Source organism: Desertivirga arenae (genome assembly GCF_017355785.1).
In the GTDB taxonomy this organism is placed as follows: Bacteria; Bacteroidota; Bacteroidia; order Sphingobacteriales; family Sphingobacteriaceae; genus Desertivirga; species Desertivirga arenae.
Genome location: NZ_JAFEWE010000005.1, coordinates 264577 through 279813 on the forward strand (window position 1 = coordinate 264577; position 15237 = coordinate 279813).

11 protein-coding genes are annotated in these 15237 nt (G+C 42.4%); all 11 read right to left on the minus strand.

Features of this window, described 5'->3' with window-relative positions; genetic code table 11:
* Window positions 1-7: 7 nt before the first annotated feature.
* Window positions 8-1006, minus strand: a complete 999-nt coding sequence (locus tag J4N24_RS12930) for a hypothetical protein (protein WP_207534110.1) — start codon at window positions 1004-1006, stop codon at window positions 8-10.
* An 18-nt stretch (window positions 1007-1024) separates the two neighbouring features.
* Window positions 1025-2536: a helix-hairpin-helix domain-containing protein gene (locus J4N24_RS12935; RefSeq protein ID WP_207534111.1), complete on the minus strand. Its 1512-nt coding sequence runs from the start codon at window positions 2534-2536 to the stop codon at window positions 1025-1027.
* Window positions 2537-2569: 33 nt separating this feature from the next.
* Window positions 2570-3985 carry a PP2C family serine/threonine-protein phosphatase gene (locus J4N24_RS12940; protein ID WP_207534113.1) on the minus strand — a complete coding sequence of 472 codons (1416 nt, stop codon included), beginning with the start codon at window positions 3983-3985 and terminating at the stop codon, window positions 2570-2572.
* Between the two features lie 14 nt (window positions 3986-3999).
* Window positions 4000-4638: a vWA domain-containing protein gene (locus J4N24_RS12945; RefSeq protein WP_207534114.1), complete on the minus strand. Its 639-nt coding sequence runs from the start codon at window positions 4636-4638 to the stop codon at window positions 4000-4002.
* 148 nt (window positions 4639-4786) lie between these two features.
* Window positions 4787-6049: a mandelate racemase/muconate lactonizing enzyme family protein gene (locus J4N24_RS12950; protein ID WP_207534115.1), complete on the minus strand. Its 1263-nt coding sequence runs from the start codon at window positions 6047-6049 to the stop codon at window positions 4787-4789.
* A gap of 18 nt (window positions 6050-6067) precedes the next feature.
* The gene (locus J4N24_RS12955) at window positions 6068-6367 is read right to left on the minus strand and encodes a sulfatase/phosphatase domain-containing protein (protein ID WP_256439375.1); all 300 of its coding nucleotides are present in this window, start codon (window positions 6365-6367) and stop codon (window positions 6068-6070) included.
* 63 nt (window positions 6368-6430) lie between these two features.
* Window positions 6431-7837, minus strand: a complete 1407-nt coding sequence (locus J4N24_RS12960; protein WP_207534117.1) for a sulfatase family protein — start codon at window positions 7835-7837, stop codon at window positions 6431-6433.
* Window positions 7824-9671, minus strand: a complete 1848-nt coding sequence (locus tag J4N24_RS12965) for a sulfatase-like hydrolase/transferase (protein WP_207534118.1) — start codon at window positions 9669-9671, stop codon at window positions 7824-7826. Before J4N24_RS12965 ends, J4N24_RS12960 begins: the two co-directional genes overlap by 14 nt.
* Window positions 9672-9679: 8 nt before the next feature.
* Window positions 9680-11113 carry a sulfatase family protein gene (locus J4N24_RS12970; RefSeq protein ID WP_207534120.1) on the minus strand — a complete coding sequence of 478 codons (1434 nt, stop codon included), beginning with the start codon at window positions 11111-11113 and terminating at the stop codon, window positions 9680-9682.
* A 25-nt stretch (window positions 11114-11138) separates the two neighbouring features.
* Entirely contained in the window at window positions 11139-12671 is a 1533-nt protein-coding gene (locus tag J4N24_RS12975; RefSeq protein WP_207534122.1) for a sulfatase family protein, read from the minus strand.
* A gap of 195 nt (window positions 12672-12866) precedes the next feature.
* Window positions 12867-15209: an arylsulfatase gene (locus J4N24_RS12980; protein ID WP_207534123.1), complete on the minus strand. Its 2343-nt coding sequence runs from the start codon at window positions 15207-15209 to the stop codon at window positions 12867-12869.
* Between the last annotated feature and the right edge of the window lie 28 nt (window positions 15210-15237).

Genomic DNA, 15237 nt, shown 5'->3' on the forward strand with positions numbered 1-15237 from the left:
CTGATAATTACTTTTTCAAACTCAATAAAAATCCGATGGTAAAATTAGCGTCCCAGTCGAACACAAAGGTGTCGGTTTTAGTAGCGTCGGCAATAGCCTTATAGATGTTCAAGCCCGCCTGCATTTTTTTATCTTCTCCATTATAAGAACCCGGACTTTTTAAAACCGTGTACCTCTCCTCTCCCTTCCGGTGCTGTTTAGCAAGAGTAAAAGGAACTCCACCAATTATAAAACCTACATTTCGTTTATCTGAAGGTACTTTGGCAACAGCCTCCTTTACCTGATTGTAAACATCCTGGTCCGAAAGATTTTGCTGGAAATATTTAGCACCAGGAAGTTCCTGGCTTTTAAGAGCACCATTCTCTTCCCAGGATATCTTAGTGTTTCCTGAACCAATATCAACCATGAAAGAATTATCAATAAAGGCTGGGGGCACGGTTGCCTGAAGAGCAAACTTAGCTTCCTGATCCGGAGTCACATTATTGACCACAAAACCCATCTTCTTTAGTTCATTACTGATTGTTTTTGTCTTAGCTTCCTTCTGTGCACCAGAAGAAATAACGAAATGAACATTGTTTTTAGCTACCCCCTTATCGAACATTCCAGCAATGTACTTCTTCAAACCTCCGCGAATGTCTTCTGTCGTTGCCAGTCCTTCATAAGCCAGAGACTCACCAAAATCTTTTGACACAATCTCCCAACGCTTCTCCTTGTCAAGATTAATAACAAAGGAGTTAAACCCTGTTGCCCCTAATTCAACAACTCCGTTTAGAGTGCCGTTCTGCGGCTTTTCAGGTGTATAACTAAATTCTCTGGCTTCATCAGAACTTGTTTTATTATTATCCTGCGCCTGACTTTGATTTCCGGAAGCCGAACTGTCCCAACTGTTCGTTGCCCCATCCGAGGTCTCCGTCTTATTACTACCTCCTGAATTCTTGAAGGCGAAATAACCCAAGACGGCTATTATTGCGATGATGATAAATATTCCTGCTGGTTTTAATTTCATTGTCGTAATTTTTAATTTCTACTTATTAGCCATTGTTATCACTACAACCCTACCGCCATCTTCGTTTGATAACAAAAGTTTTTTTCCATCTGTTATTTCCACCATTGATCCTACCGGGATCACCTTATCTTCCGTCAGATCCTTAAGTGAACTCAGCTTCTGATTCACCAGAACCCATTTATTATTAAACCAGGTAAAGTAACCTACTGGTACTTTTTGTTCTGCCGTAAGACGTTCATTTCTCACAATGTTTCTATTCACATGCCATTGGAACAGATATTGGTTATGGTAAACCATTAATCTATGGTTCTCAGGCTTCCACACGGTTAGTTTAAACTGATAGTAAAGGTCGAGAACAGGCAATGTTCCTTTTATAGGAGTTCCGCAAAAAGGACATTTCGGCGAAGTGGAATTATCAAAAACGAACCACTTCTGGTCACAGGCTGGATTGGCACAGGGCTGCATCAAATCGGTGGTCTTTAATAGTGCCTGCTCCCACATGTCGGCATTGGGGCGTTGTTGTGGATTATGTAGGCCCACTATAAACGCCTGATCAAATAAAGCCTTCAGGTAAGGCCCAGTTATAGTATAAGGCAGCTTTGAAATATCAGCCCAAGGTAGAGCTGATTTGGGTTGTTGATCCAGTTTGGGCCTGTTTGATGCATCAGTAGGGTGTTCAATAAACAATGCTTTTTCTCCCATCGATAAAAGATCATCTTCTTCAGTGTCTAAAGAATTGATCTTTCCTCCCTTTAATGGATGGCGGTAAAGCAAGTACATATAGATCATCACTGCTAAGGCATGAAGGTCAGTGAGTCGATTAGCGTGCTTTCGACTAGGGTCACGAAGCTCAAGATGTTTTGTACTCAATACTTCAGGAGCAATAAAGTCGGCTGTTCCGATCACGTCAGGTGGATAAAGGCCTGGTACCACCAATCCATCAATATCGATTATGGTCGCATCGCGGTTTACCGGGTCAATCAGTACGTTTTTATAGGATAGATCTGAGTGAGCCAAGCCTGCTGCATGCAAGCGCTTTACGCCTCTGGCAATCTTAACTGCGATTTGGAAATAACTTAGCCAGTTTCCTAATTCAGATTCGTCTAATCTTAAGGCAAACTGCTTATTCCTGAACTTAGCCGACGCGAACCATAAGCCCTGTTTTTCTTTCCCTTTTATCCCATCACTCGTTGCATAGCCTTTGGCGAAAAAAAAGTTCTTTCTGTACGTGGGAACAATTAAACCTATCTGACTACCCACCTGTACTACATCGGTAGGCCAGGAATAGACAGTCTTGTAATACTCCCCTCCTTCCCTATTAAAGAAGCTGTCATAATATTGCGTTACCAATTTTGTTAAACGTTCTTTCGAATTAAAATCCTGCTTGTCCCGGTAAAAGGCAATCACGTAAGATCTATCCGGAGCGAAGTACACGTCTTTCATTCCTCCTCGCATAGGTTCGCCATTATCAATATACTGATAACTCTTACCTGAATGTATAATTGAAGAAACTGACTTAACGTTTGTCATCAATATTCGATTTATTATTTGCCTTTAAATTGCTTAGAACACTATAGCCAAGGTCCTGTCATCATGATTTCCTGTACTCCAAAAATCCATCCAGTCAGAAAATTGCATAACGATATCGTTGTTATCCGGGTTAATATCCACTTTCACTCCATCCTCATTCTTACCCTTCAAATCATCAAGGAACTCTTTCCATTTGTTAACATCCTCGAGGTTTGCTTCGACCACAAACTTTGGATCATAAACCCCATCAGACATCAGCATCAGGTAAGAAAAGTCTTGTATTTGCCGGAAACTGAAACGTGTAGCAAACTTCTCATTTTTGAAGATCTCGGGCATTGTAATAAACCGGGTACCACCACCAAATTCCCCTACATCTATCCAATTCAGCAAAGTCACCTGAGAAAGTTCTTTATCAAGAACGGCAATAGGACAATCGCCCACCCCAAAAGAGAGAAACACATAACCCGTTTCATACTTTTTAAACAGAGTAAAGATTAGGGTACAACTAAGGTCTTTAAGAGCATGACCTGCCTTAGAAGCAAAATCCTCCAGCTTTTTATGGACATTTAAAGCTGCCTTACCAAGAGTGTTATATACAAAAAGCTTTAGTTTACCCTGACTGTCGGGTGCAGTCTTCTCGTTGTGATCCCTTAGTATCTGATCGAATTCGAGCAAGCTTTTAACGGAATCTTCCTGTTCAAAAAAATCAACAACAGAACGGCATGCGATGTCAGAACCTTTTCTGGAAAATTTGGCACTACCTGCTCCATCACTTACAACCACAATACTCCAACCATTTTGCAGATCTTTATAGGCGAAATCATCCTCGCGAAAAGAACCAACATTGGCATGAGATCGACCACGTTTTGACGAAGCAAGGAGGTATTTATCTCCTAAAGGTTCAAATACCGTAATATTGTCTTCCTTCCAGTAAGGATCTTCCCTATCGCTATCCAGGTTCTTCCATAAACTCCTTGGATCAGGGTTAATAGTTAGAGGGATTTCCTTTTCATTAAAAGGGTCTTCCTCTGCCTGTCCTTTAAGTTTATATAGGAACTTAAGTTTTATATCTCCACTTGAAGATGGGTTTCCCGTAATTTGGGCTTGCTTTTCATCAAAGCTTAATCCAGTTTCCTCCAGTCCTTCTAACCTCCATTGCTCCATATCAGTCCAACCTAATTTCTCAAAATCGAGCTTAGCTTCATAAGATTTACCTACACTGGCATTTAGAATTCTTACCGATTGCCCCTTTATATCGGCAACCCTATCTTGTATTTTCCACTCAGCCATAAGATGGTTCTCGGTTTGATTAATGGTGTTAACCGCCGCAACGACTTTTTCTTCCTTGATAAAACTTTCAAACAGGCCCTTCCGGTTAGAAGGAACCTGAATATTGTTTTTCCGGAATAGTTCTGTCAGCTGTTCTTTCACACTTCCTGGTTCCGGCATATCTGCAAAGGATTTTAAGTAACAATGTTTAACTCGGATGGAGGCGGAGGAAGCTCTCCAATGCCTGTTACTTCTTTTCCGGCATCTTCCACCTTGGTTGAGGTAACGCCGATGGAAGCAGATACCCAGGAGAAGAACTTAGAGATGCTCTGGCTATCAGCAGTGTCGAGACTAACTACATTCTCTGTAATTTGCTTTAATAAGTTTGAGTCAGCACCGCTACCGGCAGCACATGCAACGGTATAAGCAGTTTTCCGTTTTTTGAACTCTTCTAAGCCCGATTGCCACTCGTCGGTAGGAATTCCATCTGTCATAATGAAAACCAATGGCTTCCAGTCGCCCTTCTGCTCCTGTGTTGTTTTCGCAACCTCATTATCTATGCAAGTTGCTACCAACTTCAAAGCCTCTCCTAAACTGGTGGTACCAGTGGCTTTAATATCTACCATTTGGAAAGAAGCCAGATCAGTTAGAGGAACAAGCTGGCGGGCTGTACTATCAAAAGTGATGATGCTGATAAAGGCAGTTTCAATAGCCTGCGGATTTTGTCGCAGGGAACTGATCATCACCTGAACTCCATTTTTAACCGCTTCAATCGGTTCGCCAGTCATCGAACCCGATGTGTCTAATAGTAAATAAACCGGTAGTCTTCTCATTTCTTGTTTTTCATTAGGTAAATGATAGAAAGCAATCTTCCAGCTCAGACCTTCAGATAGCCGTATATACTGCGTGTATAACTCTCAAGAAACTTAAAGGTTTTTAGCGAGAAGCGGTATGTTACTTCCTCCCCCCTACCCTTTTCTGCTAAACATGCTGTTTTATCAGCCCCTGATTCAAACAAATCCCAAGCCCGGGCTTGTCAGATACAGGGATATAGCCATTTATAAAAGCCTCCTTCGGCGTTACTAAGTCATTACTCCAGGGAACTTCACCAAACGCGTACTCCAGAATGCAGAAATTAGGAAGAGTGGCGCAGACAGCTACGCTTGCTGCCGTAGCAACAGGGCCACTAGGGTTGTGTGGAGCAACCTGAATATCTCCTGCCGCTTCTGCGGCTGCTGCTATGTATTTAAGTTCAAGGATCCCCCCGCAATGCTTTACATCAGGCATAATAATTCCAAGTGCCATGGTATTGATCAATTCAGCATATTCCTTTCGTCCGAAGACAGACTCTCCACCGGCAAGCGTTTGTTTGATAGATTCCTTTATTTGTTTTGTTTCCTTCGGATACTTTAAAGGATTAACTGGTTCTTCAAACCAAAATAAGTCGGCAGCTTCAACTCGCCTGGCGGTCTCTATAGATAGATTGAGATTCAGGTGACTGTGCACATCGATTAAAAGGTCAATCTCCTTTCCAATAGCCGACCGCACACCCTCAATACATTTTATTCCATGCAGAATATCTTCTTCAATTTGTGCAGGGCTTGATTTATCTAACGCTCGCATTTCATCAAAAGGCGCAAGTTTCAAGGCTGTGAATCCTTGTCTAAGGGCTTGCTCCGCATTTTTCTGGAAAGAAGCCACAGGTCTTTTCCCATTTGCATCACGATCGTTAGTGGCCCGGTTAATATTGGCATACACTCTGATCTTATCTCTTAGCTTTCCTCCAAGTAAGGTGTGAACCGGCACCCCAAGGGCTTTTCCATTTAAATCCCAGAGCGCTTGCTCCAAACCACTAAAAACTGTCCTTTTTATTTTGGTATCTGCTATCTTAAATGCCTTCTGCCTGAAAGCCTCTAATTCAAACGGAGAACTACCCTTAAGAAAACTAAAAAGAAGGTTCAGCTCCTTTCTCACAGCAACTTCATTCCCGGGCGCAGTTCCTGCCACCGCTTGCGAACATTCTCCCAGTCCCACCAATCCTTTATTGGTTTTCAATTCAATGAAATACCAGTTTCCCCGCTGGTTAACTTTTACAACATGAAGGCTGAGATCAGTGATTTTCAGAGCTTCATTCCCTGGATTGATCAAGGCTTTGGCATCCAGAACTGGGGATGCTAAGGGAAGCGCCGCTACCATGCCTGCGTTCTTTAAAAAATTGCGGCGTGAAGTGTTTTCAGATGACATTGTTGTAAAATTTTAAGATTAATCAAGCCTAAGACTATCTTTATTATCGTAGTGATAATTCCATTTTTTCATATACTCGTCTGCAGGCAGAAAAGAATCACGCGCCTGCTGCAGTCTCCTTTGTAACACTTTGTCTAAGTTCTTTTGCAGTGAAGCAAACTCTGATTTACTTACCAGATTATTCAACTGGTAAGGATCTTTAAGGTTGTCATATAGCAGCCATGGACCTTTCAAATCCTTCACATAAGTGTAGCGGGCGGTTCGAATGGCACGATATTCCTTTCCTCCACTCAAAAAATTGTTCTCATGAAAAGGCAAGTAATACCTCCTATGATCGCAATGGCAGTCAAAGTCATCCAGGTAGCTTTTCTAACTTGCATACTAAAGGGCTTTTAACTTCAAATCCTTATATTTTCTCCGCATTGTTTCCAACTGTCCTTTGAAGCGCTTGTCACCAGCAAGATTTTTGGTTTCATGAGGATCATTCTTCACATCATAAAGTTCTTCGTAGTTATGCTCCGTAAATAACATATACTTCCACCTACCTCCTGCTACACCTTCTACTTTTGGGATCTTAGGACTACCCTGAAACGTATGCTCATAAAAAAATTCCCGCTTCGACCTGTCCTCTTTCAGCAAATCATTTCCCTGCATGCCTTCAGAAACAGAAAGACCGGCTGCTCCAAGGATAGTTGGAGCGATATCAATATTAAGAGCTACCTGCTCTGAGACCTTTCCTTTTGATAAATTCTCCAGTGGATTGTAAATAATCAGAGGAACCCTTATTGATTCTTCATGACCATACCATTTACCTTCCAGTCCGTGCTCACCTAAATAAAAGCCGTTATCCCCCATGAAAATGACGATCGTATTATCAGCTATACCTAATTCTTTGAGCTTCGAAACAAGCTTTCCCACAGCTTCGTCAACTCCGGTGATCAATCTGTAGTAGTTTTTCACCGACTCCTGATATAGCTCGGGACTGGAAAAAAACGTCCTCCAGCGAACTCTGGCAATATTTTCTTCTGTTTTAAAGAAATCCGGAAAGGATTCCCAATATCTCGGATCTGCAGTTTGCGGAACGGGAACCTTATTATCATTATATAAGTTCTTAAACCTATCCTGCACTATAAACTTTGGAGGATTGCCATCAAGTTCATGCGGCGCCTTGAAACCAATAGAGAGACAAAAAGGGCCCTGCTTACCAAACTGATCCAGGAACTTTTGAATATCGCTGCTTACACTATCTGTGTTGTGAACAATTTCTCCGCTCAGGTTCTTTAGCTCATAGTCAGGTTGCACCTTTGGTGTACATGACCAATAATCAAATTCTTCAATAGGAGGCTTCAATCCCACACCATACTTGCCAATGAAGCCCGTTTTATAACCCGCCTTTTTTAGCAGGAATGGATAGGTATTTCGAACAGCTTCCTGAGAAAAGTCTGTTGTAAAATTGTTTATTTTATGTCTCGAGACATATTGACCACTTAAAATACTGGCTCTGCTTGTGCAGCAAATAGCGGTAGTTACGTAGGCGTTTCCGAACCTGGTACCTGCATTAGCCAAACGATCAAGGTTTGGCGTTTGAATAATTGAATTTCCTGCAACCCCTAGGGCATCCCACCGATGATCATCGGTGAGAATAAAGATTATGTTGGGCTTTGCCGCCTTTGTTTGAGCGATCGCAGTAAAACCTGACAAAGCAAGGAGCAGATGTGCTCCTTGCCTCACTAACCAATGATTTATGTTTCCAAGCGTATAGAAGGAACCTTTATTATTTTTTTGCATTAGCACGTGTTGAAGTTAGAGATAAAAGATACCTCGCATGAGATAGATCGTAAACTGTAGAATTACTATCCGCGACTATCGTCTTAAGCTTCTCGTTAAATTGCCCCAGGTCTTTCCTTTCGACAGATAACAGGACATTGAAGGCCTGCACTCTGGCGATATTGTTAGTTGAATTAAGAGCAGACGAAATCACAGCCAGACCCTGATTTTTTTCTCCCAGTTTATATACGGCCTCTGCTGCTGCAATTCTTACGGCCTCAACCTGGTCGTTGAGCAATTCAGATACCTGTGCTTTCGCCGAAGATGCTTTTGTTCCCAATATGGTTATTCCAGTTGCTGCCCAGTAACGTACCACAGCGTCCTTATCCTTTAATCTTTTTGTTATTTCAGGTAACTGTTTCGGATCGCGACTTGATGCCAGCTCTGCTGTTTCAAGCACCCTTGCAACATCATATCCTGAAGATCTCGCGAAATCATAAGGAGCTGTACTTTTGGCAATTTCTTCCAGCTGAGCTTCCGGAATAAAACCAATATCCCTAGTCTCGACCAGCGTTTTATGCAGCTGCTTCCGCAAACGTTCCAGATCAGCCTGATATTCCTTCTTACCGGCCAGGTTATTTATGTTATGTGGATCAGCAACAACATCATACAGTTCTTCGGATGGCTTTTCCTTCCAGAATACCAGCTGTGTTTCATTTAAAGTTCCTGCTCTATACTCCCTCTCCCAGGATTGCATAGATGGCGCCTTCCATGAATAAGCAACATGCTGGCCGTAGATCTTGTGTGGATAATAATTCCTGATGTACCTGAAACGTTTATCTCTTAAAGACCTGATCTTATCCTCTGTCTCGTCCATCCGGCCACGAAAATTAAATGCATACTTATTTTCAGCCGGCAAAACAGGTCCTGCAAACGGTCTACCCTGCATGTACTCAGGAATTTTAATTCCTGTCAGATTTAAAATAGATGGAGCAAAATCCAGAAAAGTAACCAGCCGGTCTGTTCTGGTCCCCGGGGCTTGTGGTGCTAAATGCCTGTATTTTTCAGGAAAACGAATGATCAAGGGAACATGAAGTCCTGACTCGAACATAAACCGTTTGCTACGAGGTAAAACACCTCCATTATCTGCATAATAAAATACAATGGTATTCTCCGCTAAACCAGCCTCTTCCAGTTCTCTAAGCAATTTGCCGGCTTGCTGATCCATTTGCTCTACCTTGTCGTAATACAAAGCCCAGTCATGTTTCATCTCTTCGGTACCAGGATGGTAAGGCGGCACTGGGGCTTTCGAGGGATCGTGCCTTAAATCCGGCTGCTTTCCGTGGATATTGCTTTCATGCGATATATTAAGATTAAACACCGCAAAGAATGGCTGTCCCGACTTGCGGTTTTTATACGTCGCAGTATTACTCGATTCATCCCAGGCGTCCGCCTGATCTCCTGTATTATAATCCTTTTTCGCATTATTGGTAGTATAATACCCTGACTCTCTGAGATATTTAGGAAAAAATTTGATAAAAGATGGTGAAGGATAGCTGCTTCGCATATTCTCTGTTCCCAAGGTTGTTGGAAGCATTCCCGTTATAAGTGTACAGCGGGATGGGGCACAAACAGGTGCTGTAGAAAATGCATTTTCATACAAAATACCCTTAGTTGAAAATTTGTCCAGATTGGGAGTTGTAGCGTACTTGTCCCCATAACATCCAAGAAAGGTGCTATTATCTTCACTGACTATCCACAGAATATTGGGCTTTGCGGATTGAGATCTTGCCTGAACGCTCCAGCCTATCACAAGAGCCAGGGCTATAATTTTTTTAAATGATGATACAATCATGGTGCTGTTTAATTTCTAGCTGGAGGAGGAACCGGCAATGGAACATAATCCTGATTCAGGATCATCCATTCCTGCAAACGGGCTTTCAATTCTTTCTCAATTGTTGCCACTTCAGGCTTTCCTGCAAGATTGTTGAACTCATGCGGATCGTTCTTCAAATCGAAGATCTCGAACATAGGACGACTTTTGGCAAAGAACAGTTTAGCATACTTTTCATCCAGTTGTCCTTTATCGTTCTGCTCTTTTAACTTAAGCCAGAAAGGCTGACCTGCAAAATCAACAGGGTGGTAAGGAAGCTGCCACATGGCATTGTAAATCAACTTGTAATTCTTATTGAAAACGGTGCGACCCAGGTCGAAATTAGCAGTATTAGTAGGTAAACCTGATCCATGTGCTCCTCTAACGGCAAACACATACTCTCTCGGCTCTGCCTGCGAGTTGGAGAACACTGGTGTAATGCTTTTTCCTGTAAATTCTTTTGGTTTAACAACACCGGCTACTTCCAGAAAGGTTGGCGCCAGGTCTTCACCCGAAATCAAAGCCTCAGATTTTTGACCTCCTTTAATTTTCGCCGGCCACCTAACTAGTAAAGGCACATGAATTCCCAGATCGTAGAGAGTTCCCTTACCTCTTAAAAGAGCACCACCATTATCTCCCATAAATACAATCAACGTGTTTTTGGATAATCCACGCTTTTCAACTTCATCTAATAATAGGCCAACATTATGATCCAATCGCTGGATCTCCCCCAGGTAGCCCGCAAAGTCCTCTCTTAATTCCCTGGTGTCTGGCCAACCTTCCGGTAAAGTGATCTTAGAAGGATCTGGTTCAAAATTCTTTGCATTAAAAATACGGTGAGGATCATTATAGCCTACCTGAATAAAAAATGGCTTGCCCTTCGGAACCAGGTCAGCAAACTCCCTAAACTGAGTTAAGGCATCCTCATTAGAACCGGTTTTTAAATAATCAACCCTTTTCTTAAATGTTCTCAGATCATATTTATTAAACACATCCTCCGTTTCCGGTGGTGTTGCCGAACCATCCAGGTGAAATGTACGACCGCAAATTCCGGTGAAATATCCGGCTTTTCTCAGCACCTCAGGATACGTGACAATATCAGCAGATAAAGGTGCAGAAAAACGGCTCATACGAATATCTATCACAGACCTGCCCGTCATGAAAGACGCTCTTGAAAGCACACATTGCGGAGCTGTAGTATAAGCCCGGTTAAATTGAATCCCGTCTTTTGCAAACTTATCGAGATTAGGCGTTTTTAAATCAGGGTAACCATACGTGCCAAGAAAAGGCGCACTCTGGTCATCCGAAAGAATGAGGATAATATTTGGGCGGCTCTCATTCTTCTTCTGAGCTAAAGCTGTTGAAAAAACACCTATTACTGTCAACGAGACAACAAGTAGAGTTTTGAAATTAATTATTTTCATAATGATGTGGATGCTATTAAATCTATCAGTCTGCGGCTACCGCTCCCTTGTTTTTACTATATCTGGTTTTATCCTTGTCAAGTACCTTTGCTTCAGGATAATTTTTATAAAATTCTGCCTGGGCCAGTTCTGGATTATTTCTATTCTGAAATACTTTCAGCAATGGATCCCGGTTATCTGTCATCCATTTCTCAATATCCTTACGGTAGGTTTCCAGCTGCGCTTTATAAGCAGGATCTATGGCCAGATTAGTTACGTTGGAAAGATCTTTTCTCAAATCGTATAGCTCTTCAACCGCTCTGTAGCGATACGAACGTACCCTGGCCGCAATTTCAGGATTAGTCGCTGCCGCGGCTTCCATTGCTTTTTGCGTTAAACCCTCATTGTTATTACTGTAGATGCGCTCACCATCAGCCCAGGCGTTATAGATGTATAAATAGTGACCGTCTTGAACAGCACGCATCGGAGTGGGGCCTCCCCCCTGCTTGTAGTCAATCTGAGTGTAAACCTTATCCCTTCCGGCTTGAGCATTACCCTTAAGCAATGGAAGGAAAGACTTACCATCCCCTTTTCCTGCCAGAGGAATATTTAACGCATCAAGAATGGTTGGAAGATAGTCTACGGTAGAAACAAAATCCTTATCATTTACAGAACCTCCTTTAACTACACCTGGCCAACGAACTAAAAATGGAGTACGGTTACTTGCATTGTAAGCATTTGCCTTTGCGAAAGGAATAGCTATTCCATTATCAGACAAGAAGATTACCAATGTATTTTCCGCAAAGCCAGATTCCTCTAATGCCTGCATTACTTTACCGAAAGTATCATCAAGCCTACGGGTTGAGTTGAAATAATAACTCAGTTCTTCCCTAACTCCGGGAAGGTCAGAAACAAAACCAGGAACAGCAATTTCATTTGCAGCGTAAATCCTGGAAGGCTTTTCCTCTCCGTCTTTCAAAGGAATGGAAGGATTATAATAAGGACGATGAGGATCATGAGAATTCACCATAAAATAGAACGGCTTATTGTCATTCTTCCTTTCAGTAAGGAAAGCCTTAACATGTTCGTAGTATTTGGAAGGACTACGGCCATTGCCCAGGTCGCCCTGATCCGCTTCGTAATCCCAATGGAAACTCGCTTTAGGGGTAGAATGCCCCACCTTACCCAAAACGCCTACTTTGTATCCATAAGTTCGCAGTACTTCAGTTATTAACTGAGCCTTACTTTCATCCTTCATCTTATAGAACCCATTTACCCCGCTGTTATGCTCATACAAGCCGGTCATAATTATTCCACGGCTGGGTGCACAAATTGCAGAGTTAACAAAAGCGTGGTCGATACGGAGTGACTGACCCGCGAAGCGATCAATGTTAGGGGAAATATCTTTTACCGGCGATCCGTAAACACCTAAGGTGTTACGATCAAGATCATCAGCGGTGAATAGAAGGACATTAAGCTTCCTGGCACTACCTGTTTGGGCTGAGGTTTTGGTGATTGGAATTAAGCATATAACAGATAACGCTGCAACTACGAGGTATTTCGGAGTAATAGTTTTCATGATTAAGTATTTGTAAATTAGTCAGAAAGGAATTACAACACTCTCTTCCTGGGCATCAAAGCGATTGTCATCAACGTAAGGAGAGATCAGGAGGACCTTACTTTGCAAGCCTCCTGTCATTCCTCCAACCGTCGGGATGACAACTGAATTTAGGAATATTAAAAAGAGCCTTTCAAGATGGTAAAGACGAAATTCTCAATGCCCGCTCGAAGAACTCAAATGTTCTGTTTTATACTCGATCATAATGTTGTTAAGTTTTCCTGTAAAAGTAAAAGGCACCTGATATCTGTCTGAAACAGGAGAATTTCTGTCAGCTCCAACATCAATACCATCTTTATAAACTGCAATCCGGCCTTCATAGGCCTGAATCTCACGTTCAGCTACTTTCTGATCATTTATATATAATGCTTCGGTTCCTGCAACTGCATTTCGGTTCTTTGAACCCTTAGCTGCTGTGTAATTAAACTCGAACCTTAGCTTTGATTTTCCAACAGGTACAGGAACCTTCGATTCCAGGTGTTTTACAACGCTACCGCTATTATGAGCTACAATAAACTTCCCATCTTTCAGGAAGAGACTTAATCCGTCAAATTCAGATCCCGACGCAAACAGAACACCCTGATCCTCTTTTGATCGAAGCTCAACATCTGCAGTGATACTAAAAGGTTCGCTCTGAAACTGCGGACCGCTATATGTGAGCATCTGGTCAACTCCCGGGTACAGCACCACTTTATTTTTTAAGCCAAAAGGACTACGGGCGCGGCCGCCGGCACTATGACCATCAGCATAATCGTTTAACGGGAAAACATTATACCTGACAGCCTCTCTATCAAAGACGGCCTGCAATTCCTTAACCTTCCCCGGATATTTTGCAGCCAGATCTAAACGTTCATTAAAGTCATCATTCAGGTTGTACAATTCCCATACGTCTTTTGCGAAATCGTCGCCCGGTTTATGAAAAACCGAAGCCTTCCAGCCATCTTTTACGATAGCCCGCTTTCCAAAAAGCTCGTAATACTGAATTGTATGGCGGTTAGGGGCTTTTGCATCTTTAAATGCGTAAACCAGGCTTGTACCTTCCACAGGCTTTTGCTCATGCCCCTTTATCACCTTTGGTATCTGTGCTCCGGTAAGTTCGTATATGGTAGGGGCTATATCAATAACATGGCCGTATTGATTACGGATACCTCCTTTTTCAAGATCTCCTTTAGGGTAATAAACAATGAGCGGCTGATGGGTTCCTCCTTCACTGTTTGGATCTGCCTTCCAGAGGCGGAATGGCGTATTGGTAGCCTGAGTCCAGCCCATAGGCGCATCTTCAAAGGAATGCTCCGTACCAATCTTATCTATATTTCTATAAAGTTCAGAAACTTGTTTGTCTTCATCTAAACTACTGATATAACCATTTAAGCTACCGTTTGGAGAACTATGACTTGAACCATTATCTCCAATACTAACCAGAATTATAGTGTTATCAGCCTGACCAATCTCCTTAATGTGATTAATTATGCGACCGAACTCATAATCAGCGTGAGTCATGAAGCCGGCGTATACTTCCATAAATCGGGCGTATACCTTTCTCTGTTCGGGTGTCAGGCTGTCCCATGCCTTCACGGAAGGATCTCGGTCTGGCAAAACGGCATTTTTAGGAATTACGCCAAGCTTTTTCTGGCGTTCGAATACTTCCTTACGGTACCAGTCCCAACCTTTGTCAAACTTGCCTTTATACAGATCACTCCATTTCTTGTCTACCTGATGAGGTGAATGAATGGCACCGGTGGCAAAATAAAGAAAGAAGGGCTTTTCCGGTTCAATCGATTTTTGGTTGCTTATGTAGCTAATTGCTTTGTCAGCAAGTAGAGTTGTAAGGTGCTTCTTGTTCGGCTCAATGTCAATCACTTTTGTATCTTCATACAAATTCGGGTGGTATTGGTCTGTGTGCCCTAACTGAAACCCATAAAAATGATCAAAGCCGCGCCCTACAGCCCAGCGGTCAAAAGGGCCGTTTGCTGTTATTTCATGCAGGGGAGCTACATGATATTTACCTACTGCGAATGAATTATAATTATTCTCGTGCAATACTTCTGCAATAGTTGCTTTATCAGCAGGCATAATAGCATCATACCCAGGAAAACCGGTAGAGCTATAGTTCAGTATGCCCATATGAACCGAGTGGTGATTCCTGCCCGTAAGTAATGCAGCTCTTGTTGGCGAACAAACTCCCGTTGAATGAAAATTCGTAAAACGAAGTCCGTTGTTTGCCAGACTATCCAGTACGGGTGTTTGCATCAAGCCTCCGAAAGAGCTTGAAGTTCCATAACCAGCATCGTCGATAAGAAAGACGACAACATTCGGAGCCCCGGCAGGAGCTTTTCTCTTTTCAGGATGGTATTCCTCTGATTCACTTATCTTTCTTCCGATCTTCCCCTTGAAGCTTTTATCAGAAGTGAATTCCTGACTGTTCTGACCACTTGCTGTGTTCAGGACCGAAGCCATCAGAAGCGCCGCACATCCCGATTTGAAAGGTAGCTTATTCATAAGTTTTAGTATTTAATAAAGAGATTGC

Coding starts and splice junctions, on each gene's coding strand:
- J4N24_RS12930 (WP_207534110.1), bottom strand. CDS start 1,006: ATGAAATTAAAACCAGCAGGAATATTTATCATCATCGCAATAATAGCC.
- J4N24_RS12935 (WP_207534111.1), bottom strand. CDS start 2,536: ATGACAAACGTTAAGTCAGTTTCTTCAATTATACATTCAGGTAAGAGT.
- J4N24_RS12940 (WP_207534113.1), bottom strand. CDS start 3,985: ATGCCGGAACCAGGAAGTGTGAAAGAACAGCTGACAGAACTATTCCGG.
- J4N24_RS12945 (WP_207534114.1), bottom strand. CDS start 4,638: ATGAGAAGACTACCGGTTTATTTACTATTAGACACATCGGGTTCGATG.
- J4N24_RS12950 (WP_207534115.1), bottom strand. CDS start 6,049: ATGTCATCTGAAAACACTTCACGCCGCAATTTTTTAAAGAACGCAGGC.
- J4N24_RS12960 (WP_207534117.1), bottom strand. CDS start 7,837: ATGCAAAAAAATAATAAAGGTTCCTTCTATACGCTTGGAAACATAAAT.
- J4N24_RS12965 (WP_207534118.1), bottom strand. CDS start 9,671: ATGATTGTATCATCATTTAAAAAAATTATAGCCCTGGCTCTTGTGATA.
- J4N24_RS12970 (WP_207534120.1), bottom strand. CDS start 11,113: ATGAAAATAATTAATTTCAAAACTCTACTTGTTGTCTCGTTGACAGTA.
- J4N24_RS12975 (WP_207534122.1), bottom strand. CDS start 12,671: ATGAAAACTATTACTCCGAAATACCTCGTAGTTGCAGCGTTATCTGTT.
- J4N24_RS12980 (WP_207534123.1), bottom strand. CDS start 15,209: ATGAATAAGCTACCTTTCAAATCGGGATGTGCGGCGCTTCTGATGGCT.